The following is a 22188-nucleotide window of genomic DNA, read 5'->3' as shown; positions in this document are numbered from 1 at the left end:
TAGGTAATTATTTAGGGCATTCAGTTAAAAATTTTGTAAATGCTGAACAGGTTAAAAATTATGGTTATGTCGAAAAGTAAAAAAGTAGTTCTAAATTTAAAGCTCGATGCACCCCACACTTACCAAGCTTTAGAGAATCTAGCAGAAATTAGCCAAGAATTAGTTAATAGTGCATTAGATGGTGATGAGCAAGCGATCGCACAAATAGCAGACTTCAAACTAAAACAAGCCACAAGAGAAGCTAACGCGGATCAAGTATTTAGTAATCTAAAAGATGGTGTTACCTCACTGGGTAATGTATTTGCTAAAGAGGCTGATTTTATTAACCACACATCCAAAGAAGTAACCCAGATGGCAGATAGTTGGAAACAAACTCGGTTAAGCGATCGTACCCTAGCCCACGGTTTAGAGCAAAGCCTTATCAGAAGTGACTATGAGTTAATAGAGGCAGACGTGAAACATGAGAGAAAAATTAACTTACTTGGTACTGAACATAAAACCAATATTAGATTAATTGACGTAGATTTTGCGTCAAAACAGCATCAACTTAACGCAAATGTTAATCATGCACTCGGTTCTAGTCCTAAAGCTGTACAAGCCTCTCACTATTTAAAATCGGCTAAAGGTGCAGTGCAGAATATTGGTTCAGGATTATTTGGAATGGTTAAAAGGTTATTCGACTAAAAAAAATCCTATCTCACTCGCAGAGACAGGATGAATACAAAAGGTAATGTCAATTAATTTTTTAAGGATACCCTTATGTTAACACAGAAAATTCAAAATAACAAACATACTGCTAATAAAAATATAATCCTTGAGGCTGAAATAGATTCTCAGAATTTACTACCTGATGAGTATGATCATGCTCAGATTGAGGCTAGGATTCAAACTAAGGATTATCAGGTAGAGATTTTAAATAGCTTAGGACAATCTAGTTGTCTAGTAGGTATACAGGTTATATCAACTCAATACCTGTTATCTGTCGGAACAGTCGGTTTATATCCTATCTCGATTGCACTGTTACCCGTTTTAGGATCTGTTCTCACTACCTTAACTAATTTTAGTTTTAGCAATGGTATCCAGATAGAGGATAAATCTAAACTGCCTGCTCAGGTTTTGAGAACATCAGCACTATTAACTAGTGCCACCAAATTAATAGGAGATGCTAGAGCTATGGATGATATAGCCTCTAAAAGCTTTCAGGTAGTTGTTAAACAAGAGCGTGAATATAGAAATTTACCTGAACCACAAAAGTTTGATCTACTTTTACCAGGAATAGCTTTTTTACTATTAGTTATTGCTTCTATTTCTGCCAAGCGTAAAAGGTAAGATGTCCACCAGCCTTACTCCGACCTCTAGTATAGTAAGGCTTTCAAATCATTAAATCAATTAGAATCAGAGGACTAATCTTAATGAACTACCCAACTATCCCCCAACTCCAAACACCTAACCAAACCAACTACAGCAAAAGTAAATTAGAACTACTAACTATAGGAGCAGGTGCGATCGCTCTTACCCTAACTTTACTATCTGGTATTGGTGATGGCATTAAAAAGCGTGATGTTTGTTTTGTACCAGCTAATGTTAAAAATGATAGTTGTTCAGTAGATAAAATTGCTCAGATTCCAGAACCTTATTTTATAGCGAATCAAACTAAAACAAGCAACCCAAACTATAACCCCTACGCTTTTTTATCTAGTGAGAACTTAGTAACCATTAGACACATTCCGGCTGATAATCCTAATAAATCTGGCTTAGGTTTAGGAGCAATTCTAGCGGGTATTAGTACTATGGTTTTAAGTTCCAAACTGAAAGATAAGCTTAATTTAATTAGACCTCATTACCGGGCTACAGTACAGCTAGAGGCACATAAAGCAGTTGCACAACTTCAACTATCTAAAGATTTAATTGATTATAGTGCTAACGAACTACTGAAGCATATCAAGCATATCAAATCAGCCGAAGCTAGATTAACGCTTTTAGCTAATATTAGCCCTGTGCAAGTTAATTTGCTGTTGATGGCAATGACGGCTACAGACTATCAAGAGTTTGGTTATTTGTTAGATGGTGGTAAAAGTTTTGATAAGTTTCTGCCTGTTCCCCAGCTACCAAGTAATGATAATCAGATCACACCTGAGACTGTCGGAGCTTGTAGTGGTTTTGAGTGGATTAAAAACTTTCTGAGTACAACCTGCCTACTTTGGGGTAATCAGGGAAGCGGTAAAAGTTGGATGGCTAGATACCTACTTAGAGAAAAAGCAGCAATGGGATATAAGTTGGTTGTCTGTGATCCTAACTCTAATGGTTATGAGTGGCAGGGTGTGCGGTTAATTAATACATATTCTGAAATAGAGAAATTTATGGAGGAATACGTTACAGAAGTAATGGGACGTTATGCCGAATTTGGTAAATCTAATATTTCTGAGGAAGAATGGAGAGCTAACTTATGGAAAGAGGGTAAAGCAGTATCTGTTCTATGTGAAGAGGTCAGCACCTATGCTGATTTTATTCAGGATAAAGAGCTATTAGCCAAGTTCTTTAAAGTTGCGCTGACATTAAGCAGAAAACAGGAAATGCCAGTATTGATCGTTGCTCATAACAATACTCAAAGCTGTTTAGGGGATATTAAAGGAATGCACAAATTAATAGAGCGTTCCCAACAATTACAGCCATTAGCAACTACAGATCCAACAACTAAACAGCCTGTAGCATCTGGTAGAGGATTAATCAAAATTGAGAATAGCAATCAATGGTTAGAGGTTAATATTCCCCGACAATCTGAAAAAATAAGAAACTTTGCAGTTAAGAGCGATCGCACTCCTGAACCTACAACTAATAATAATTCTGTTGTGGAAAGTTTAGAAAAACTATTTGCAGCTAAAACCGCTTTATCTCCTGAAGCTAAATTATTACTAGACTATCTGACCCGCACTGAGAAAACTACCGTTACAGCCTCTTATATCCAGCCTAACTTTAAAGTTAACGGCGATCGTTTCTCATCTGAACAGCTTAAAATCTGGCTATCCGAGATTGGTAATTGTGGGTATGGCTGCTGGGACGGCAATGTGTTAAAATTGGAGTAATTTAAAAATAAAACATCAAATTTGCCTGCTTCACCACTTCAGAAGCAGGTTATTTTTTCGACTTCCTTTGACAATGAGTAAATTTTGTATTATACTTGTAGTATCTTCTGTTTCTTGTCTTTTCACTAATTTTTATACTAAACAAAAATGCCCAGCTACTATCTTCTATGTAGCTGGGCATTGTATTTTAATCATTATTGACGCTTAAATATGAAAACTGAATAAGTAATTAAATTGTGATCACCTCAACGCTTTTTGCAATTTATAAAAATTGTCGTAGGGGACAATCAGATCCGGTACAGTCAAGCCTCTTATATAAAATCGGGGCTTGACTTTGCAGACTGGTTTACCCTCTACAGAATCTTTTTTAACTGACTCTACCAAACGCATATTTAAATAGTAATTCTCCGAGCGAATGTGAACAAAGTTAAACTCTTTCATTAATCTTTTTAATGCTCTGTCAAAATCATAGCGACTTGCTAGAGGTAAATTATCGGTAATTCCTTCTAGCGATTCAGTTCGACAATATTCACCATGATCATAAAGTCTGAGAACCAAGTTAGAGAACTTGTGAAAAATGCTGTTTTCGCGTGTCTGGAAACTTTTCATACTTTTTAATTACTGTAGTATAGCTGTATTATAGCAAGTAGTTTAGGTATTTGACAACATATTTCTACCTATATCGTACTTTTAGCCATTGCCTATATGTAAAATACTTGTTATAGTGGCTATAAAATGCTAGGAGTACATAAAATGAAGAAAAAACTTATAAACACGCTTAAACAATTTATCGAAATAACTAACGATCGCCGCTTGGCAGAACATATTAGAAGAAATGGGAGTGCTGATGGTTACGAGCCATTTACTGCTTACAGGCTGGGTAAGGATACTAAAATATCTTTGAATACTATTTATGCTTTGTCTAATGATCAAGATAGAATCCCATCAGAAAAAATATTAAAAACGATAGCAGAATTTTATTTAGCCCAACCATCTGAACTGCTATCTCTAGTTGACGACATAGATTAACTTTATTAAATAATAAAATAACAAACTGTTTTATATCCCCTGAAAGTATTGATACTCTCAGGGTTTTTTTCATTTTAAGTATTGACGTTTGTTTCTATATTAGGGAATAAATAATACTTATGCACCTACTGGAAAGCACATAAGAAACTGTCATTAATACTACTTTCTATAAAGCAGCAATAGAATATTTTACATGATATACTGAAGAGACAAAGGTAAAACACGTCGGAGTATTTCGTTTATGTCAATTAATCATTTTTTGAGGATAAAATATGTCAGCTATTCAATTTATAAATGTTCCCAAAATTGCTGAAGGTTTAGAGATTACGGAGGTTGCCCCTACTAAGCCTCTCAGAAGGCAAACAGGAAAAAAACATACATTCAGACAATGTAAAGATTTAGGCTTATTAGATTCTGTTTTAATCGCCTATCTTTATGATGGTGATGGGGAAGCATTACGCTATGAATCAGTAGGTATTCCCACAGGTCAGAAGAAAATTATTAAGGATTTTTTAGCTAGAGAATTAAAACCAGGATTAACCAAATTTGATCCTGATTGTTGGAATTATAAAATCAGCAAAACTTGGAACTATTACCAAAGAGCAAAAGCCCAAAAATTAGCAGTTGGTAAGATTGTACCTTGGTTAGAGGGCGAGAAAGGTGTAGAAGCAGTAATGCAGCTTGGTATCTTGGGCATTACTTTTCAAGGAGGTCACAGACAAGGTATAAAGCTTAGAGAGAGCATTCAACAGGTACAAGATGATGGTGCTGCTTTACTACTTTGGTGCTTTGATAACGACAAAACAGGTAGAGAAGAGGCAGAAATAGCTAGAGGCATCTGTGCTGAAATCGGTTTACTTTTTGCGACCTTCGACGTTACTAAGATTTGGGAAGAATGCCCTGTAAAAGGAGATTTAGCAGATTACATTAAAGAGTTTAACCCTACTAAAGAATTTCTGATCAACGCTTTCTTAGAACAGATTGAAGAACAACGCCTAGCGCCTGTTCAACAGATTGAAGTTAACCCAACAAAAGCTAAATACTCTCCTAATTTTACAGGCGAAAAGAAAGAATACAAATTAGCAGCCCTAACACCTGAAGAATTAGCAGAAAAGAAAGCTAATATTATTCATGGTGACTACAAACTATTTGATTTACTTTTTAATCAGCATGGAAACGCTGGCATACAAAACACGATCAAAACAGGTACTAAGTCACGCAGGCATAAAACAAGAGTCTCTGTCGCTGCTTCTCTGCATGAGTGCAATAATTATCTAACCTCTTTAGGTATTACCACATCAGATACACCAGAACAGCTATTCGAGGAATGGGTAAAAAACTCGATTGATTCTTCTGACAGTGATCGCTTACAAGGTGCTTGGAAAGCTTTTGCAGATAAGAAAAACAATCAACCATATCAGACACAGATTGATAAGATTGATGCTGTTGTACTTGGTTATAGACTGGAAGCTACAACCAAACCAAAACGCATTATTGATGTTGAAATTGCACCTGTAGAACCTTTCAAGTTTCTTCCATTAGCTGACAGAAACGACCCACTAGTAAAGGCTAACCCTAACGCACATTGGAATAGAGGATCTAGCTCACTAGCGATCGCACAAACAGAAGATGAAATGCCGATTGTGTTTGTGTCAGGTACAGCTAATGCCGAACTACTAGCAAAGCATGGTTATTTTGTAGTAACGCTACCAGAAAAACCACTAGAAGGCTATAACAAGCATTACGGATTTGATAAGGCTTTCTGGGATGAATTAATCACATACTTACCTAAGAAGGGCAGCAAAGTTAAAAGAGATGTTTACTTTACTCTCAATGGTAGCTGTGATGTTGACACAGATACCAGACTCAGAAGACTAGATGAGAAAACAGGCTGTAATTTAAAGGTAGTTCACCTCACACAGATTACCAGCATTGAGGAATTTAATACTGCTTATTCTGAGGCTGAGGACTTTGTTGATTATTATGCTGTCAAGCTTTCCAAACCAAATAGAAAGCCAGATCTAATAATCCCGGCTACATCAAAATACTTCCCAAGTGAGGCTATTAAGTTTCCTACAGGCAATAAATTTGCAGTAATGACTGGTATTCACGGTGCAGGTAAGTCACACCAAGAGACAGCACAGATTCAGGAAGCAACCAAGCGGGGAATTATTACTGTCATCTTCTCTAAAACAATCATCCTCAAGGATCAAGCGTCAACTAAAAAAATGATTCCCACAGTTGAGCAGGTGATTGAAAACGGCTATAAAATAGATGGTGATTTATTAGCATTCTCTAGCTGCATTGATAACCCTAGAAAGGCTGAAAGTGTGCTTTTCCATCTTGGATATCTAAACTCTGAATCGCCTAAATTTAGAGAGATTAGGCTATCATTTGATGAATCATTACAGACATTAGGACACGCTGCACTAGGTACAGGAACTTATGTAGCTGATCATCGTGCATCAGCTACCACAAGCCTTTGTAACTTAATCAAGAATGCAGCCCACAGCGTTCTATATGATGCCGATATTCCCGAACCGCTTGTATGGTTTTTCTCAACTCTGACTCAATCCGAGCCTTATGTGGTTCAACACGCTAGAAGGTCAGAAGATGAGCAGGTTACATTATGGCAGCAAGGATCACCTGCTGAGATGATTCATCTGGGTCTGATTAATCAGATGAATAAAAACCCGGATCAAGCTTTCCTAACACTGGAAATAGCCAATGATGTTACTGCTAATTGGACACCTTCTAACACTGCTGATTTATCTGCATTGCACAGCGATCGCTCAACAGTAGTTATTGACCATGAAGCAATAAATGATCCCAACAATGAAAACTTTAACTTACTATCCTCAAGAGTTGAAGTTGATGGGAAAAAGGTTAACAAACTTGATGTACAAATGGCTAAATACAGCCAAGAGAAGCAATCAGTATTCATGAATGTTGCCAGTACCGGAGTGAGTGTTGAGTCTGTTTTTGAGAAGAATTTTATTGTTGCTCCTGGTGTGGGCAACGCCTTTGATATTGTCCAAATGGCGAGAAGGCTACGCCCAAAGAATGAAAAGCATTTATGGGTACAGCCAAACAACAATAACTCCTATATCTACAATTCCACAGATGCCAGAGAGATTTATAAATATCTGGTAAAAGCTGACAAATGTATAGCGGCTGACTTTATAAGCCGTGGTGATTTCCTCCAGGAAATACCAGTAGATGTGATTTTTGAACAGTTTCAATGTAAGTTAGCAGCACTTCTCAACTGGTATAACAAGCACCACAGAAAGGCTACATTTGCACTCTTTAAGCACAAATGGGGTAGCCAATTAATTGATAGCTCAGAATACATCAAGGATTACTCAGAAGAGGAGATCGCTGCATATAGACAAAACGACACAGAACTGGCTAATGAGATCAGTGAAATTCAAGCAAACAGAGAGCTTGCAAAAAACACTAAACGGGTGAATAGCTGTGATCTACCAGAGAATGAATACATTGCTCTGAAAGGCAAAATGGAGAAGCTAACAGAAGATCAAAAAGATTCAGTAATCAAGTACGAATTTAAAAAGGAGTATGAGGGTAGTATGCCTTGTACGCCGGAAGAAATGAAGGATTATTTAAAGCTGAAACCAATCAAACTCCAGAATCAGTACAGGCTACTACTACCAGAGGCAGATAATACAAAACTTTTTGTTACTGCTGAAAAATCAGCAGAAAACGGCAAGCGCGATCGTGTTGACCAAACCAAAAAATTGATTAAAGGGGTTGCTAACACAGAATTACGAAAAATAGGTTTTGATCAATTCTTCCATGAAATTTATACATTAATTGGCGAATCACCTTTTTCTAAAATTCAAATTCCGAAAATACCAGAAGGTCAGTTTAAATGGGTTAGTAGTGTATCTGTATGTAGTAAAGATGATGGTACAGCATACAACAACTACTACATTGATATCAAAAACCCAGCATGGATGAATCTAATTAAGTATTTTGTAAGTCTGGGGAAGATTTGCAGAAATATATACGGATTTATGCCAGTACCAAGCCAAAAAGGGATCAGCCACTATCAAACAATCAAGCTATTTCTTGAGAACTACTTCATTGATTTGGACTTTAGCGGCAAGGAGTATTTCTTTAAAATAGACGATGGCAGAGACGCATATTTTCATATTCTTAACAAACGGTATGAGGATATCGAAAATTCTGATTTAGTGGTTGGTATTGGCGAGGGCTATCACAAACCTATAACTGCTACAGGTGAACACACCAAAGCAGCATACCAATACCAAGCTAGAAATCCTTCTACCACAGAAACGCTTTTAGAACTGATTGCTAAGTCGAAAGCTAAAGGGCTACCCAAACTTGAAGCTAAACCAGCAAATCAGGTTGTACAACTAACACTCAATCTAAAAGCTCCTGTAACACCTGTTGAATCTATAAAGCAACCAATCACACCTGAAGAGATTAAACAGCCCTCTATTGGCGACTATGCCCTCGTTAACGGGATGCTTGCAAAGATAACCTCAGAAGCTGCTTTAGGAACTGGCAACTTTAAGATCCCAGGCTTTGAATTAGAAACCACCAAAGGAACTAAAATCAAAGAAGCCAAAGAAAAGATACAGCCCGCTTCTGTAGAGGTTCTGAGCAAATGGATAAACACAAAACTGGCTCGACATCCAGAGAGTAAAGATTAAATTCTTGGAGAATATCAGAATTTATCTGCCGGATAAGTTCGAGCCAATTTCGAGAAATATTTCGGTAGCTGTCTAGACCACCTTGTTGTACCTTTGTTTCTCACCATTACCAGTGGTGAGAAACAAATAAAAAAAGAATAGACAAATATGGTGCATTTGGCAACTGTATTCGTAAAGTAAATTTTTTAGCGCACGGTGGGAAGAACGAGGGAGAGATAGAAGATTATTCTGTGTCTCCCTCTTTTTTGTATTCATTTACAAAATCATTTAAAACATCTTTGCGCTTAAAATGTATATAAGCGTTTATAGATTCACTTAATCATTTTTATTTATGTAGATTTTATTTTTTCTTTATTTATTATATATAGAGATTTTTTGTAAAGTAAGCGTATAAGCGGTAGACACAGTAAAAGTCTAAAACCTAGACTGAGAAAGAGATACAGCCTCTTAAACGTTCTACATCATTATTAGGTATCCTTAACAATGATGAATAATATTAAATAACGCTTGATAACGCTAATCCTTAGAAGGATAAGATAAAAAAGCACAATCAGAACTAAAATTACAGATACATCACTTTAAGTCAAAGCACATTATATATAGGTAATTACTAACCCGCTTTAGCTACCCAGAACTGTTAAAACTTTTTCTCAATTTTCAGGAAATATCCTATTTATATGTAGTACACTTGTAATATATTGTGTTATAATTCATATATGAACTACTTTTTCAAGCTTGCTGAAAAACATCTGAATATTGGGAATGACCACGAATTTACCAAGATGTTAAACAGCTTCGAGCAAATAAAAATTACACCAAAAAACAGAAGATCATGCAAAAACAGATTATCATCTCCAAATTAGAAAAATACTACCTAGCCACTGATCCTAAGAATCTATTAGAAGCTGCTAAAGATTACCTCTCACAAGGGCTAGTTAACGCTGGCAAGTCCTACATCGAAAATATTAAAACTGTGGCTTGCTTTGAATTATCAGACAACCGATTAGCTTTTAATTTTGAACTGGAGAAAAAGAGCGATCGCTATTCTGTAGTTCTGGCATCTAGTGGTGATATCATCAGCATTAAAAAAGGTGAATCATCCGGTACTCTGCTATTTAGTGGCACTGGGTTAAATTTATCAACTGGGTACTGTAGCTGCTACAGTGACATTCATAAAGCAAAGAAATATCTAATTAAATATTGCCAAGATAATGATCTAGATTACAGTGGGTTAGGCACTCAAGTAGATAAAATCCTTTATCTTGAGGGTAATGATCATATTAAGTCCGCAGTTGTTTTCAAATTCCGTTTTAACCTAGCCGGGTTTGAAGACTACACTATTTTTATTGACTCCGTTCCCTACGCCATTAGAAACGATTATAGAATAGGGCATATTCAATCAGTGCTAGATGGTAGCGGTCGGTATTCTGTGATGGATAGCCTAGTATAATCTAATTCCTAAAAATATTTGATAACCAGCATTACTTTTGATAATGCTGGTTTTTCTTTATATTTGCTCTAATTCTATCTCTATGTGATCATCATGTTCCGACAAATCCAAAACTAGGAAGCTAGAATTTGGCTTAAATAGTACCTCTTTTTGCCTACCGTAACCACCGGAATAGTTAGAAATAGCTTTTCCGGTTTTGCTGTGGATTTTGAACATAACAGAGGCTCTTTTATCATGAAGTGTGCTTAAATCAGGCACAAGCCCCGCGAACTTCTCACCAACTGCTTTTAGTTCAGATGATGACGTAAATGCTTTTTCTGTGATTATATTTCCTGGTTTATACCGGGCATAGATCACACTCAGATCATCTACTCTTATTCCCCTGTAGGTTATGCCCTCAAAGTTGGGAAGATTAGCTATAAAATCACAGACAAAACCAACGTGAATATTAGCTATACCCTCTCTCAGATTCTCATTAATGCTGCCAAAAAAGAAAGCATAGTAATTAATGGCTTTTTCTCCTAGTGTATCTCCCCGCCATTGGATACCTGATAAATCCTCTAATTGTGCTAACATTTTAGTATATGTCGTCTCTGTAGGAGTCATAAGGTTATTTAACTATGATAAATTTTAAGAAAATTGCAATGGATGATACCCATTATATTGATTATATCAGATCAAAACTAACAAGATACCCTCTTGAGTGTTTTGATATTTACTATAAAAATAGAGATATTTTAGATGAAAAATGGGGACTAAACATAATAGCTGCTATAGATGATAGCCAGATAGTAGGTTTTGCTTGGGGAGACGACGGAGGATTACATTTTATTTATCTTGAGCTTGGCTATAGAAGAAAGTCGCTAGGCACACGGTTATTAATTCTCCTGGAAAAAGAAATAAAACAAGAATCAGCATTTTTTAAGAATAAGTTAAAAATTAACGGATCTAACTATCCTGGTGATCCTGGTTTTATTAATTTCTTCCATAACTACTTTGTTAATAGCACTGATGCTCTAATCAATAAAGTATTAAAAAAATAATTATACTTCCTTCATGTAAATCTCTAGTAGTCCATTTTCTGAAGTGCGATCACTTATCAAGAATTTAGAATCTCTGTCAAAGATACACTCTTTTGCATCACCGATAATTAGAGGATGTAAATTAAAAACAGGTTTAGCATTTTTACTATCAAATAAAAACAAAGTTTTAACAAAGTTATTACCTGCTTTATCTGCTTTATTAGCAAAAGATTTGGCAACATCCTCAGATAAACTTGCTGATGTAAACCCGTGCCAAATTACCTCAGAACCTATTTTATAATTATCTTCTAAATCTTCTAATAAGAAGTACCCACCTCTATATAATTTTCCTTGGTATGGTTTGAGAGATTTTAAAAATTTACTAATAAAATCAGCATGAAAATTATATCTTCCTAGCCTCAGATCCTCATTTAGCCATAGATAATCATAAAAATAATAATATATAGCTTTCTCTTCCGCAGTAGTGCCGTGAAACTTACGATCTAAGATATATTCTAATTTTTCAATCATCCCCAAATACTCTTGATCTGTCATCTTTTAAATATCCTATTTTAATATGGTATATTAGTATTGTAATATATTTTTTAAAGATTATGGAACTAGAAATAAGAAGCATAGATATAGGTGATCAAGATGATTATGACTTTATTAAATCAAATATTGATTTATCCCTTTATAGCAGGATTTTTGATCTTATTATTAAAACAATAAAAGAGGGAATACATCCAGATGTTTCTAAGCTTATTGTTTTAATTTTAGAAATAGAAAAGGAGAGGATCGGGTTTATTTTTGGAGAATCTAATTATTTAGAATATATCTTTGTTAGTCCAAAATATCGAGGTTTGGGGTGCGGTTCGCTGCTACTACAGAAATACTGTAATGTTAAGGGGAATGCTGACCTAGACTATGACAAAATCGTTTACCCTGGCAATATTGCTTTTATCAATATGCTTTATAATTTTAAGAAAAAACGTAGTTTGATAGGTCAACTGTGACACGCTGAAAGCCTTGCTATGTAAGGGTGAGCCATTTTGTGACAACCGTGTGACATCTATGCTACAATAAGTGTGACAATGTGACAAAGACATAAAAAACATATTATGAAATATTCAGATAATGATAAAGAGGAAGTTTTCAAGCTATTTTCTGCGGGTTTTACAGTTCCGCAGCTTGAGGAGAAGATCCCAATACATAGAAGGAAATTATATAGATTATATGCAGAATATTTAGTAAGCTGCAATAATCAAAAGCCAAAGAAGAAGGAAGACGAGGTAAAATCTGAGATAAAGGAAGTAAAAAATCTAGCTGAGTATTCTATTGATAGTATTGAAAATATTGAAAATATTGATCAAGAGATATCTGAAGAGGCTTGGTTAGCTTTTGCTCTAAAAAAATCTATTAGGGGATGCCTCAGAAATAGTCTGATTGCCGATAAGTTAAGCGATCGCTTACTGATAGAACTTGAAAAAGAGGATAGTGTTAATTTAAGGGCTATCGCCACTTACTCTAATGCTATAAATCTGCATTCAAGGCTAGAACAATCCTATGGATGCTATCAAATATTGTTAGATCCGAATTTGGCGATCAAAACTTTAGAAGCACGAGGGTATATCATAGATAATCCAGCTACAATAAATGTAGGATAATATTATTATAGGAGCAAATTATGAAACTGAATCATATAGCAATCAGAAGGATCATCAAAAGAGCAGGATCACCATTGAATAAAGAAGCTACCATTTAGTTAAAGAAGAGGTTAAAAATGTTTAACAAAGAATTAGCTGAAAAATTAGCAGAAGCCAATGCTCAGGCAGATATGGCTTTTTTATATCCAATGGATATGGATTTTTCATATCCATTGGATTTTGATGCTGATCTAGATCCTGAACCATCACTAAATTATGAATTTCATCCTCTTGTATTTAAGAAGCCTAAAATTAAAGCTAAACCAGCTAAACCAGCTAAACCAGCTAAACCTAAACCAGATATTGTTTTTGTAGAAAGATAAACTCTCACCCCTAACCCCTGCCAACTAGCGGGGGTTTATTGTTTAACTAAATCCTAACCAGTAACCTTTTCCGAACTAGAGGAAAAAGCCATTGAGATTGAGCAGCTTGAATTTCAGAAAGTAGAGTCATAATTTTAAATTGTTAAATATGAATTTGGGCGTAAGAGCGATCGCACTTCGGGAAAGATAATCAACCTACTGAGTTAGTTTATGTATCTATTTTATCACAGGCTTCTAAGGATTAGCGTTATCAAGCATTATTTAATATTATTTTATACTCATAATAATGATGAATAATATTGAAAAGCGTTTAAGAAGTCTCAAAGCTAGGCAGTGTGGGAGGTACAGAGGTTTTAATAACACTGCCGCTTATATGCTTCCTCTACAAAAATTCTCTATATAATAATAAAAGAAAAAAAAGATTTTTATGAGAGAAGTAAAACAAATAAGAGATTATATAAACGCTTAAATAAAGGTAAGGTTAAATGTAAAATTAAAGGATCAACATTTTAAGCGCGAAGTTGTTTTAATGAATATAAAAAACGAAAAAGAAGGACAGAATAATCTTCTTTCTCACCTCGTACTCCACCATCGCACTCAAAATGCTAATAGCCCTTAAATTTTAGCCCTAGAAGCTTCTAAAATCTTTTTCAGGTAGTTTCTATCATTCTCTAAATTTTAAGTGCCTTCAATCCTAGTAAATATATCTACCAGATGTGTTCAGAAGCGATCGCTCTTTAGTTTTCCACATCAAAGGGGAAAACCTAGCATTCATGAATGCTCAGAAAAACCCAGCATTTACAGAACATACCGGAAAGCATCTAAATACTGCTATATAGCTTTGAGCCTGTTTCTTATAAATTTGGTATAACTATTATACAAAATAGTTAGATTATCTGAAAGTCTTATATAGTGAGGCTTTTGGTGATTTAAAGGGGTAGTCATTAACCCTGCCCGAACTATTAAGGATCTGTTTAATCCATTCCCCAAAAGATTAACTAAAATAAGCTGAAAGTATTACTCTGTCTAGGTTTTTCGTTCCTCACATTAGATTTTTGTATAAAATAGTGGCTAACCAGGATCACGGCATCCCTTGATAAATAAGGTTTTCTCTATCAGTGCTTAGAGATTTTATGTTTAGCTTATCTCGGTACTAAATTTATGCTATAGTATAAATGTACTAAATATCCTAAATATATGACATATACGCTAGAAAAACTATTTAACAATTTTGAAGCATTACCAGTAAATCTAAAGGATCTGAATCTTTGGATTAGTGCTTTATATCATCTAAAGAATGATCCAAGAAATAAACTTTTAATATTAGCTAAATTTGACAACAATATTATAGGTTTTTGCTGTGGAGATATTGCAGCATCAGAAGGATTATATCTAGAAGTTGTTAAAGGCTTTCAACGCAGTGGGTTAGCAAACGAATTAATAAACATTGCTAAAGAATCAGGAATATCAAAAATTAAAGATATCAGTCCAGAAGCGTTTCTTTATTGGTATCGCCACGCCGGACTTAAGAGACATCCAGAATTAAAAGAATGTTCCTATAATTTAGACATCCAAAAAATAGATAACTACACAGAATTAAAACCATACATCCCACAGATTAAAAAAGTATTGCCACCGGATCAATATAATTACCTGATGAGATATTGTGGGATATCTTCAGATATTCAGGATATGGTCTGGAATGATAGAAATTTTAATGTTTATGTTGCCTCTCTGTCAGATAAGCTACTTGGCTTTTTAATTACTGATTCTTTAGGAATACATTATATCTATGTTGATCCGCTTTACAGAAGGCAAGGTATAGGTACAAAATTAGTAGTTTCTTCAGGTGATCATAAATGCCATAGTTTACCAGGTGCTAGTTCCTTTGTTAATTTTTGGGGACGGTTGCTGATGTCTAAATTTTCTTATTCTGTATAAATAAAAAACCTGATTTACCAATAATAAGTAAATCAGGTTTTTAGTTGTTAAACTTCATTTGTACAAAAGCACAATTGTACAAAAGTAGTTAGGTGTAGTTGTTAAAGTGCGATCGCACTAAAAGACATTAAATTTCTGGTAGTTCAATATCTTGGTTAGTTGCCAGATAATTATCTATTAAAGTTCGTGTGCTATTACCAACTACTGATGAGATGGTTTTCAAATCATGCCCTGATCTCGCTATGTGAGTTGTGAAGGTATGCCTCTCATCGTACCAAGGCATATAATCTTTTACCAAGCCTAGATTAACCAGCTTAGTAATATACTTTCTCCAAATATTAGAGAAGTTACCGCTGGTTATATAACCACCACAAAAACCAGGGAACACTAAATTATTAGCGTTGGAAATTTTAGGTAAACTCCTGATAAAGTCCGATAGTTGTTTGTTGCAAGGAAAGATTCGCGCAGCTACTCCGTTTTTAGTTCCCTCCAAAATTTGACCGTAGCTATAACGTTTACTAAAAATGATTTGCACCTTAGAGCCATTATCTTTAATGTCATCCCAGGTAAGTGCAATTACTTCTGATGGTCTACATCCTGTTAAAAATCTAAATTCAACTAAAGGCGCGTAGTAGGAACTAGGGTAAGCAGAATAGGAGCTATCAAAGCGAGAATCCTTAAAAGACTGGATGATAATTTTTATCTCTGCTTTAGAAAAAGCCTTGATCTGTTTTTTCTTCTTAGTGTCTAACAGTTCGTAGATAGGGATGTATGGATTACCAGAAACTTTACCAAGCTTTACCGCGAGATTAACCGCAGCTTTGAGTAATCTAAAGCCACTAGCTAAACTACCATCAGAATATTTAGACCTTAGCCATTTCAGGAGTCTATCTGCATTAGCCAGAACTAAGCAATCACTAGGGCATTCATTCAGCCATCTATCAATTATTTTCCAAATTGATTTAGTGCTATTTGGTGCATCTGGTTTTAATGCTTTATAGCTTTCCCAAAGTTCTAATAGGTTAGGTTCAGAAGTCTTAGGAAGCGATCGCACTTCAGTTAGTTTAGGATCTGTAGATTTAGCTAAACCATATTTAACCAGCGTCGGGTCAAAACATCCCCTAAAGTAATCGTATTCAATATCACTGCAAATCTTGATAGTAGCTTTTAGACCCTGCTTTGATAGTGGGAAGGTGTACTTTTCAAAGCTGATATCTCTTGATCTAGCTCTTATCCTTATTCTGTACTTCCCTGATTTATCCCGTTTTGCCCCAATATTTACTATCTCTAGATCAGAGTTAGCACGTCTAACCTCTTCTAGAAGATCATCTATCAAATTGTTTTTACCTTGCATCCTTAACCTTTGTTTAGAAGGTTTTTGGATTCAGAATTGCCCCAGATTTACCCCAAATTTCCTGCTAAAAATCCCTAACTAGCCTATGTTAAAGTTATTTAGCTAGAGATATGCGGGTGTAGTTTAGTGGTAAAACTTTAGCCTTCCAAGCTAATAATGCGGGTTCGATTCCCGCCACCCGCTTTGAGAATAGTAAAGACAAACTAATAGAGGACAGGGAGACCTGCCCTATAGAACTAGTTTGGGTATTGATCCCAAAAAACAGAATTTTGAACAATTTATTAGGGATTGAGATATCCTGTAGTGAGAAATTTCTCAAAAAAATATCACTGTACAAAATTTTCCAGTGATAGGTAGATATGGATTATTTTTAAGAGATATCTGCCACATTACGGATAAAAACTGTGACAGAACTATAATAGTTAACCAAATCTACCGCTGATGTAAGCTTTTGTATCTTCTTGCTGTGGATTGTTGAAAATTAATTCTGTCTCTTCGTATTCGACTAAATAGCCTGTGCGACTACCTTTATCAGAGGTTTTAACGTTAAAGAAGGCTGTTTTATCAGAAACCCGTGCTGCTTGTTGCATATTGTGGGTAACGATAACGATGGTGTAATGTTCTTTGAGTTCGTGAATTAGTTCTTCAACCCGCAAAGTGGAAATAGGATCAAGAGCAGAACATGGTTCATCCATGAGTATAACTTCTGGTTGAACTGCGATCGCTCTGGCAATACATAAACGTTGTTGTTGTCCACCGGATAGAGACAAACCACTTTGTTTAAGTTTATCTTTGACTTCATCCCACAAAGCAGCTTGTCGTAAACTGCGTTCTACCAATTCATTCATATCTCCTTTGTAGCCGTTGATTTTAGCTCCAAAAGTAATATTGTCAAAAATTGATTTAGGAAAAGGGTTTGGTCTTTGAAACACCATACCAATCCGACGGCGTACTTCTACCGGGTCAATATCTGGTGCATACAAATTATTATCACCAAAATAAATTTTACCTTCGGCTCGAAATGATTCAATTAAATCATTAAGACGGTTATAGCATCGAAGTAATGTACTCTTACCACAGCCTGAAGGCCCAATAAAAGCTGTAGCTTTATTTTTGGGAATATCTAGCCAAACATTCTGTACAGCAAGGAAGTTACCGTAGTAAATGTTCAGGTTTTCTGTACGTAAAATCGCATCAGTCCCGTTGATTGTACTAGTTTGAGTAGCCATAAAAAGGTTAGAGATAATGAGATAATTAGGATGATTAGACATCCTGTTGAGCTATTTTGTTAAGCTTTTTGCCTTGTTGCCAAGCGAGCGATGATACTAGTAATCAGAACCATCAAAACCAATATTAAAGAAGCAGCCCAAGCTAATGACTGCCAATTTTGAAAAGGTGAAATTGAGAAGTTATAAACTAAAACAGCTAGAGAAGCCGTCGGTTGTAGTAAGCCACTAGGCCAAAAAGAGGAAAATAGAGCAGTAAACAGTAACGGCGCTGTTTCTCCAGACGCTCTAGCGATCGCTAAAGTAGAACCAGTGACAATGGCTGGTAAAGCCGCTGGTAAAACTACTTGTATGACTGTTTGAAACTTAGTTGCCCCTAACCCCACAGATGCTTGCCGCAAATCTTGGGAAACCAATTGTAGAGATTCGTCTGTGGTTCGCACGATTGTGGGTAACATCAAAATTGCCAATGCAAACCCACCACCGAAAGCTGAGTAAGATCCTAAATTCAGCTTTACTAATGTCAAAACCACAATCCCGTAGGCAAATACCCCAGCAATAATTGAGGGAACTCCACTCAGAATATTAGTAGCAAATCGTATCCACCTAGCTACTTTACCAGAGCTAAACTCTGTTAAATAAATTGCTGCTAATACACCAAAAGGAATACTGATTAATGCACCAATTCCCACCATAAATAGGGTTCCCAAAATGGCATTACCAAAACCTCCTCCCTTTCTCAGAGGCGCTGGTGGCAATTCTGTAAACACACTGAGATTTAAACTGCTAAAACCTTTAAACAATACATAAGAAAGAACAGCCACTAGAGGTAGCAGCGCCAATACTCCACATATAAATGCAACTACGGTCATTGCCGTGTTGAACATTGTTCGGGGAGAAGAAGAGCGAGTCAGGCTGCTTTGGGGAAAAGAAGAAGTCATAAATTCAACCTAAAACTACAGTCGCTTAACCCGGAGAACAATAAACTCTGCCAAAACATTCACTACTAGCGTTAGGAAAAACAGAACTAAAGCAGCGTACATTAAAGCTGAAATTTGTAACCCACTGGCTTCAGAAAATTGGCTGGCCAGTAGAGACGAAATTGTATTAGATGGAGCAAGCAAGGAAATATTAATGTTGTTAGAATTACCAATTAACATTGTTACAGCCATTGTTTCTCCCATGGCTCTACCAAGCGCCAACATCACCGCACTGACAATGCCAGAAAAGGCGGCGGGGATGATAACTTGAAAAATTGTCTCCCAACGGGTTGCTCCTAGTCCGATAGATGCTTGACGCAAACTGGAAGGTACAGAAATTAAAGCATCACGGGAGATAGCAGTGATAATTGGCAAAGTCATAATTGCTAATATCACTCCAGCCGGTAGCATTCCTGGCCCTGTGGGTGGTGTGCTAAAAAATGGTATCCAGCCTAAGCTACTATGTAACCATTTTCCCAAATTAGATAAAATCGGGATTAAAACAAAAATTCCCCATACTCCATAGACAACACTAGGAATAGCTGCTAGTAGTTCTACTAAAAATACCAGTACCACCCGCACTGGAGCAGGTAGAAAATTTTCACTTAATAAAACAGCAGTACCAACACCAATAGGTATGGCTAATAACAAACCTAGAAAAGAACTAATGAGAGTGCCATAGACTTGTGGCAGCACCCCATATTCATTATTTACAGGATTCCAAGTGGTTTGAAATAAAAAGCCAAAACCAAACTCTTGAATCGCAGGCCAAGCCCCAATAGCAACCTGTGCCGTGATCCATAATAAAGTGCCAGCGATCGCTAGGGCAAAAAGCTGTGTCAACCAAATAAATCCCTGATCTAGAGATTTGTCTATTTCCGAGCGCTGTTTAATCGCTGAGGGCATGTTCTGAAAATTTGTAGTCATAAATACTGACTGTAAAAATCAAATCAGAAAAAATGTGAGAGGGAACCAGACTTTAAGAAGAAAGTACCGAGTATTGAGTATGAACCAAGTAAGCAATCAACACTCATGGTATTAATAACTACTCTATACTTTAGGTATTATTTCGTCGTTTTTTGCATCTGAGACACCAGCTAATCAGGGTTCCCAACTGATTGGTAAATTAAATTATTGTGCTTAAACTATTGCTGGAGTATTGCAATCAGACGAAAAATGAGACTACTGACTCGCACCAGTTCCACCACTCACGGCAATTTTATAGTCAGGACTAATTTGATCAGCGGCAGCAGCCACCTTACTAATCACATTTGCTGGTAGAGGAACATAACCTAATTCTCCAGCCAGCTTTTGACCATCAGTTAATGCATACTCAATTGCTGCTTCTATGGCTTTGGCTTTAGCCGCATCTGGATATTTTTTGTATACAAGAAGCCAGGTATACGTAACAATGGGATAGGAATCTGCACCCTCTGGGTCAGCAATGAAAGCACGGAGATTTTCTGGAAGAGTTACAGCTGCCAGAGTCTTAGATGCTGACTCCTCATTAGCTACAACCATTGTGCCACTCTTGTTTTCCAAAGCTGCAAACTTAATATTATTTTGTTTGGCGTAGCCATACTCAATGTAACCAATAGAGCCTTGAGTCTGTTGGATTTGGGCTGTTACACCTTCATTACCTTTAGCACCAACGCCTACAGGCCAGTTTACACTTTTACCATCGCCAACTTTAGTTTTCCACTCTGGGCTAATAGCACTCATGTGTTTTGTGAACACACCTGTAGTACCACTACCATCAGCACGATATACAACAGTGATTGGTTGTTTGGGCAGCTTTGCTTCAGGGTTAGCTTTAGCAATTGCCGGATCATCCCATGACTTGATTTTACCTAATAAGATATCAGTATAAACTGTTCGTGGTAGTTTTAGTTCAGCAACATCTGGCAGATTGTAAGCTAGTACAATACTCCCAGCAGTCACAGGTAGTAAAATCACGCCTTTATCTTGGGATACTTTGGCGATTTCTTCATCCTTCATCGCTACATCACTGGCACCAAAGTCTACAGTACCTTGGATAAATTGCTCAACACCAGCACCGCTACCTACTGACTGATAGCTAACTTGCAAACTCGGATATTTTTTGTTTAAATCAGTAAACCAACTTGTATACAATGGCGCTGGGAAAGTTGCGCCTGCACCAGTTAAGGTAAGATTTCCACCAAGATCTAGTTTAGCTGGACTAGAAGCAGTGGTATTTTGAGTGGTTCCAGGAGTTTCAGTTGTAGCAGCCTTGTCTGGGGTTGACTCTCCGCCACAAGCAGCTAAACCTAGTGTCAGTGCGAATACGGTTATGGAAGCTTGAAGACGATTATTCTTTACTGGAATTAGACGTGATAGCATTGTTGTCAAAATTTTGTGAATTGCCAGATTAGCGCCTCTAAGATACCTCTTAATGATTTACCTAAAGGTAAACAAAAGGTAAACAAAAGGTTAATAAACCAATAATCTTTTGTTTTTGCAGATGAATAATGAAGATTTACCTTGTTGATATGTGCTATATATTATACTGAGTAACCGTGAATTTTTCATAATAATTACTGGTAATTATTCGGCAATATTTATTTTTTTAATCAAGTTACATTAAATATATCTAAATTGTTTGCAGAACGTGGTAGATTTATGCTTTTACAAAGCAGTTAGGATATCTAAAATCTAGATTAGTACCGTTCGCTTATACTGATAGCTGTTAGTTTTTTCTTTGGCCTTTTTCTCTGTTGCCTGATAAATGTTTGCTGCTTCCAATCAATTACTTTGGTCCATGATTGGCTTACTCCTGACAATGGGTGGCACGTTCCTAGAAGCCTATGGCACTACCTTTCCTTGGAGTTGGAGTCAGCAAGGAATTAAAACTTTTTCATTAGGTGTTAGCTATCAAATTGGCGCAGTGCTTTTGGTAGGTTGTTTAGGAGGCAAAAATGCTGGTGCGCTTTCGCAAATTGCTTATTTAGTCATGGGATTAACTTTATTGCCTGTATTTGCCGAAGGAGGCGGTATCGGTTATGTTAAGTTGTCTCAATTTGGCTATCTCCTGGGCTTTATTCCCGGTGCTTGGATTTGTGGTTATTTTGCCTTTAAAGCTAGACCTCGGTTAGAAACACTGGCTTTTAGTTGCTTTTGTGGCTTATTGACAGTACACATCTGCGGTATCGTGTATTTGATGATCAGCTATCTTTTTCCTGGCAGAGGCGCAGAAAATTTACCTTTAATACAAGCCGTTCTCAAATATTCCTGGTTTTCACTACCAGGACAATTAGTTGTAGTTTGCGCCGTCACCATAGTAGCTTATGTGCTACGACATATAATGTTTTATTAGTCACCAGTCAAATGACTAATGACTAATGACTAATGACTAATTT

The 22188-nt window shown here is 36.3% G+C and carries 20 protein-coding genes and 1 tRNA gene; 13 read left to right on the top strand and 8 right to left on the bottom strand.

All coding sequences use genetic code 11. The features are described 5' to 3' along the window. The first annotated feature begins 60 nt into the window (after positions 1 to 60). The 3 genes from ACOWPH_RS21590 (at position 61) to ACOWPH_RS21580 (ending at position 3083) form a co-directional block, all read left to right on the top strand. Positions 61 to 684 carry a hypothetical protein gene (locus tag ACOWPH_RS21590; protein WP_015217437.1) on the top strand — a complete coding sequence of 208 codons (624 nt, stop codon included), beginning with the start codon at positions 61 to 63 and terminating at the stop codon, positions 682 to 684. Positions 685 to 759: 75 nt separating this feature from the next. Then, positions 760 to 1329 carry a hypothetical protein gene (locus ACOWPH_RS21585; protein ID WP_015217436.1) on the top strand — a complete coding sequence of 190 codons (570 nt, stop codon included), beginning with the start codon at positions 760 to 762 and terminating at the stop codon, positions 1327 to 1329. Between the two features lie 83 nt (positions 1330 to 1412). Then, a complete protein-coding gene (locus ACOWPH_RS21580; RefSeq protein ID WP_015217435.1) occupies positions 1413 to 3083 on the top strand; it encodes a hypothetical protein in 1671 nt (556 codons plus the stop codon). 240 nt (positions 3084 to 3323) lie between these two features. Here ACOWPH_RS21580 and ACOWPH_RS21575 read toward each other — a convergent pair whose 3' ends face one another. Next, positions 3324 to 3692, bottom strand: coding sequence for a hypothetical protein (locus ACOWPH_RS21575; protein ID WP_015217434.1), 369 nt, complete (start codon positions 3690 to 3692; stop codon positions 3324 to 3326). 144 nt (positions 3693 to 3836) lie between these two features. Between ACOWPH_RS21575 and ACOWPH_RS21570 the strand changes: the two genes are divergently transcribed. From ACOWPH_RS21570 to ACOWPH_RS21560, 3 genes are all read left to right on the top strand, one after another. Beyond that, a complete protein-coding gene (locus ACOWPH_RS21570) occupies positions 3837 to 4112 on the top strand; it encodes a helix-turn-helix domain-containing protein (protein WP_015217433.1) in 276 nt (91 codons plus the stop codon). A gap of 272 nt (positions 4113 to 4384) precedes the next feature. Continuing rightward, entirely contained in the window at positions 4385 to 8809 is a 4425-nt protein-coding gene (locus ACOWPH_RS21565; RefSeq protein WP_422665621.1) for a hypothetical protein, read from the top strand. 832 nt (positions 8810 to 9641) lie between these two features. Continuing rightward, positions 9642 to 10259 carry a hypothetical protein gene (locus ACOWPH_RS21560; RefSeq protein ID WP_015217431.1) on the top strand — a complete coding sequence of 206 codons (618 nt, stop codon included), beginning with the start codon at positions 9642 to 9644 and terminating at the stop codon, positions 10257 to 10259. 57 nt (positions 10260 to 10316) lie between these two features. On the opposite strand, the gene ACOWPH_RS21555 is transcribed toward ACOWPH_RS21560, so the two are convergent. Next, positions 10317 to 10865: an ADP-ribosyltransferase domain-containing protein gene (locus ACOWPH_RS21555; RefSeq protein ID WP_015217430.1), complete on the bottom strand. Its 549-nt coding sequence runs from the start codon at positions 10863 to 10865 to the stop codon at positions 10317 to 10319. Between the two features lie 14 nt (positions 10866 to 10879). Here ACOWPH_RS21555 and ACOWPH_RS21550 point away from each other — a divergent pair, with 14 nt between their 5' ends. Continuing rightward, entirely contained in the window at positions 10880 to 11302 is a 423-nt protein-coding gene (locus ACOWPH_RS21550) for a GNAT family N-acetyltransferase (protein ID WP_042465509.1), read from the top strand. Here the strand turns inward: ACOWPH_RS21550 and ACOWPH_RS21545 are convergent, their stop codons facing one another. After that, positions 11303 to 11836, bottom strand: a complete 534-nt coding sequence (locus ACOWPH_RS21545) for a hypothetical protein (RefSeq protein WP_015217428.1) — start codon at positions 11834 to 11836, stop codon at positions 11303 to 11305. It lies immediately after the preceding gene. Positions 11837 to 11895: 59 nt separating this feature from the next. Between ACOWPH_RS21545 and ACOWPH_RS21540 the strand changes: the two genes are divergently transcribed. The 4 genes from ACOWPH_RS21540 (at position 11896) to ACOWPH_RS21525 (ending at position 15251) form a co-directional block, all read left to right on the top strand. Continuing rightward, complete coding sequence (locus ACOWPH_RS21540) at positions 11896 to 12297, top strand: GNAT family N-acetyltransferase (RefSeq protein ID WP_015217427.1); 402 nt, start codon at positions 11896 to 11898, stop codon at positions 12295 to 12297. Positions 12298 to 12402: 105 nt separating this feature from the next. Next, positions 12403 to 12948: a hypothetical protein gene (locus ACOWPH_RS21535; RefSeq protein ID WP_015217426.1), complete on the top strand. Its 546-nt coding sequence runs from the start codon at positions 12403 to 12405 to the stop codon at positions 12946 to 12948. Between the two features lie 116 nt (positions 12949 to 13064). Beyond that, the gene (locus ACOWPH_RS21530; RefSeq protein WP_015217425.1) at positions 13065 to 13310 is read left to right on the top strand and encodes a hypothetical protein; all 246 of its coding nucleotides are present in this window, start codon (positions 13065 to 13067) and stop codon (positions 13308 to 13310) included. Between the two features lie 1197 nt (positions 13311 to 14507). Beyond that, positions 14508 to 15251, top strand: a complete 744-nt coding sequence (locus ACOWPH_RS21525) for a GNAT family N-acetyltransferase (protein ID WP_015217424.1) — start codon at positions 14508 to 14510, stop codon at positions 15249 to 15251. Between the two features lie 127 nt (positions 15252 to 15378). Here the strand turns inward: ACOWPH_RS21525 and ACOWPH_RS21520 are convergent, their stop codons facing one another. Beyond that, positions 15379 to 16605: a tyrosine-type recombinase/integrase gene (locus ACOWPH_RS21520; protein WP_015217423.1), complete on the bottom strand. Its 1227-nt coding sequence runs from the start codon at positions 16603 to 16605 to the stop codon at positions 15379 to 15381. 112 nt (positions 16606 to 16717) lie between these two features. Between ACOWPH_RS21520 and ACOWPH_RS21515 the strand changes: the two genes are divergently transcribed. Beyond that, positions 16718 to 16788: transfer RNA gene (locus ACOWPH_RS21515), tRNA-Gly, on the top strand. A gap of 239 nt (positions 16789 to 17027) precedes the next feature. On the opposite strand, the gene pstB is transcribed toward ACOWPH_RS21515, so the two are convergent. From pstB to pstS, 4 genes are all read right to left on the bottom strand, one after another. Beyond that, positions 17028 to 17834, bottom strand: a complete 807-nt coding sequence (pstB, locus tag ACOWPH_RS21510) for a phosphate ABC transporter ATP-binding protein PstB (RefSeq protein WP_015217422.1) — start codon at positions 17832 to 17834, stop codon at positions 17028 to 17030. A 59-nt stretch (positions 17835 to 17893) separates the two neighbouring features. Beyond that, entirely contained in the window at positions 17894 to 18772 is an 879-nt protein-coding gene (pstA, locus tag ACOWPH_RS21505) for a phosphate ABC transporter permease PstA (RefSeq protein WP_015217421.1), read from the bottom strand. A 15-nt stretch (positions 18773 to 18787) separates the two neighbouring features. Beyond that, positions 18788 to 19738, bottom strand: coding sequence for a phosphate ABC transporter permease subunit PstC (gene pstC, locus ACOWPH_RS21500; RefSeq protein ID WP_015217420.1), 951 nt, complete (start codon positions 19736 to 19738; stop codon positions 18788 to 18790). 255 nt (positions 19739 to 19993) lie between these two features. Continuing rightward, positions 19994 to 21172: a phosphate ABC transporter substrate-binding protein PstS gene (pstS, locus tag ACOWPH_RS21495; RefSeq protein WP_015217419.1), complete on the bottom strand. Its 1179-nt coding sequence runs from the start codon at positions 21170 to 21172 to the stop codon at positions 19994 to 19996. Between the two features lie 385 nt (positions 21173 to 21557). Between pstS and ACOWPH_RS21490 the strand changes: the two genes are divergently transcribed. Then, positions 21558 to 22145 (top strand): biotin transporter BioY, encoded by a 588-nt coding sequence (locus tag ACOWPH_RS21490; protein ID WP_015217418.1) that lies wholly within the window; start codon positions 21558 to 21560, stop codon positions 22143 to 22145. The last annotated feature ends 43 nt before the right edge of the window (positions 22146 to 22188 follow it).

It is taken from the genome of Anabaena sp. PCC 7938, assembly GCF_049315035.1.
GTDB lineage: Bacteria > Cyanobacteriota > Cyanobacteriia > Cyanobacteriales > Nostocaceae > Anabaena > Anabaena cylindrica.
The sequence above is the reverse complement of the archived record's forward strand: the minus strand, read 5'-3'. Positions and strand labels throughout refer to the sequence as shown.

Bases quoted from the DNA above. Each gene is read 5' to 3' on its own strand.
- pstC (WP_015217420.1), bottom strand. From the start codon at position 19,738: ATGACTACAAATTTTCAGAACATGCCCTCAGCGATTAAACAGCGCTCG.
- ACOWPH_RS21590 (WP_015217437.1), top strand. From the start codon at position 61: ATGGTTATGTCGAAAAGTAAAAAAGTAGTTCTAAATTTAAAGCTCGAT.
- ACOWPH_RS21520 (WP_015217423.1), bottom strand. From the start codon at position 16,605: ATGCAAGGTAAAAACAATTTGATAGATGATCTTCTAGAAGAGGTTAGA.
- ACOWPH_RS21545 (WP_015217428.1), bottom strand. From the start codon at position 11,836: ATGACAGATCAAGAGTATTTGGGGATGATTGAAAAATTAGAATATATC.
- ACOWPH_RS21550 (WP_042465509.1), top strand. From the start codon at position 10,880: ATGATAAATTTTAAGAAAATTGCAATGGATGATACCCATTATATTGAT.
- ACOWPH_RS21580 (WP_015217435.1), top strand. From the start codon at position 1,413: ATGAACTACCCAACTATCCCCCAACTCCAAACACCTAACCAAACCAAC.
- ACOWPH_RS21525 (WP_015217424.1), top strand. From the start codon at position 14,508: ATGACATATACGCTAGAAAAACTATTTAACAATTTTGAAGCATTACCA.
- ACOWPH_RS21535 (WP_015217426.1), top strand. From the start codon at position 12,403: ATGAAATATTCAGATAATGATAAAGAGGAAGTTTTCAAGCTATTTTCT.
- pstB (WP_015217422.1), bottom strand. From the start codon at position 17,834: ATGGCTACTCAAACTAGTACAATCAACGGGACTGATGCGATTTTACGT.
- ACOWPH_RS21575 (WP_015217434.1), bottom strand. From the start codon at position 3,692: ATGAAAAGTTTCCAGACACGCGAAAACAGCATTTTTCACAAGTTCTCT.
- ACOWPH_RS21585 (WP_015217436.1), top strand. From the start codon at position 760: ATGTTAACACAGAAAATTCAAAATAACAAACATACTGCTAATAAAAAT.
- ACOWPH_RS21490 (WP_015217418.1), top strand. From the start codon at position 21,558: ATGTTTGCTGCTTCCAATCAATTACTTTGGTCCATGATTGGCTTACTC.
- ACOWPH_RS21540 (WP_015217427.1), top strand. From the start codon at position 11,896: ATGGAACTAGAAATAAGAAGCATAGATATAGGTGATCAAGATGATTAT.
- pstA (WP_015217421.1), bottom strand. From the start codon at position 18,772: ATGACTTCTTCTTTTCCCCAAAGCAGCCTGACTCGCTCTTCTTCTCCC.
- pstS (WP_015217419.1), bottom strand. From the start codon at position 21,172: ATGCTATCACGTCTAATTCCAGTAAAGAATAATCGTCTTCAAGCTTCC.
- ACOWPH_RS21570 (WP_015217433.1), top strand. From the start codon at position 3,837: ATGAAGAAAAAACTTATAAACACGCTTAAACAATTTATCGAAATAACT.
- ACOWPH_RS21560 (WP_015217431.1), top strand. From the start codon at position 9,642: ATGCAAAAACAGATTATCATCTCCAAATTAGAAAAATACTACCTAGCC.
- ACOWPH_RS21530 (WP_015217425.1), top strand. From the start codon at position 13,065: ATGTTTAACAAAGAATTAGCTGAAAAATTAGCAGAAGCCAATGCTCAG.
- ACOWPH_RS21555 (WP_015217430.1), bottom strand. From the start codon at position 10,865: ATGACTCCTACAGAGACGACATATACTAAAATGTTAGCACAATTAGAG.
- ACOWPH_RS21565 (WP_422665621.1), top strand. From the start codon at position 4,385: ATGTCAGCTATTCAATTTATAAATGTTCCCAAAATTGCTGAAGGTTTA.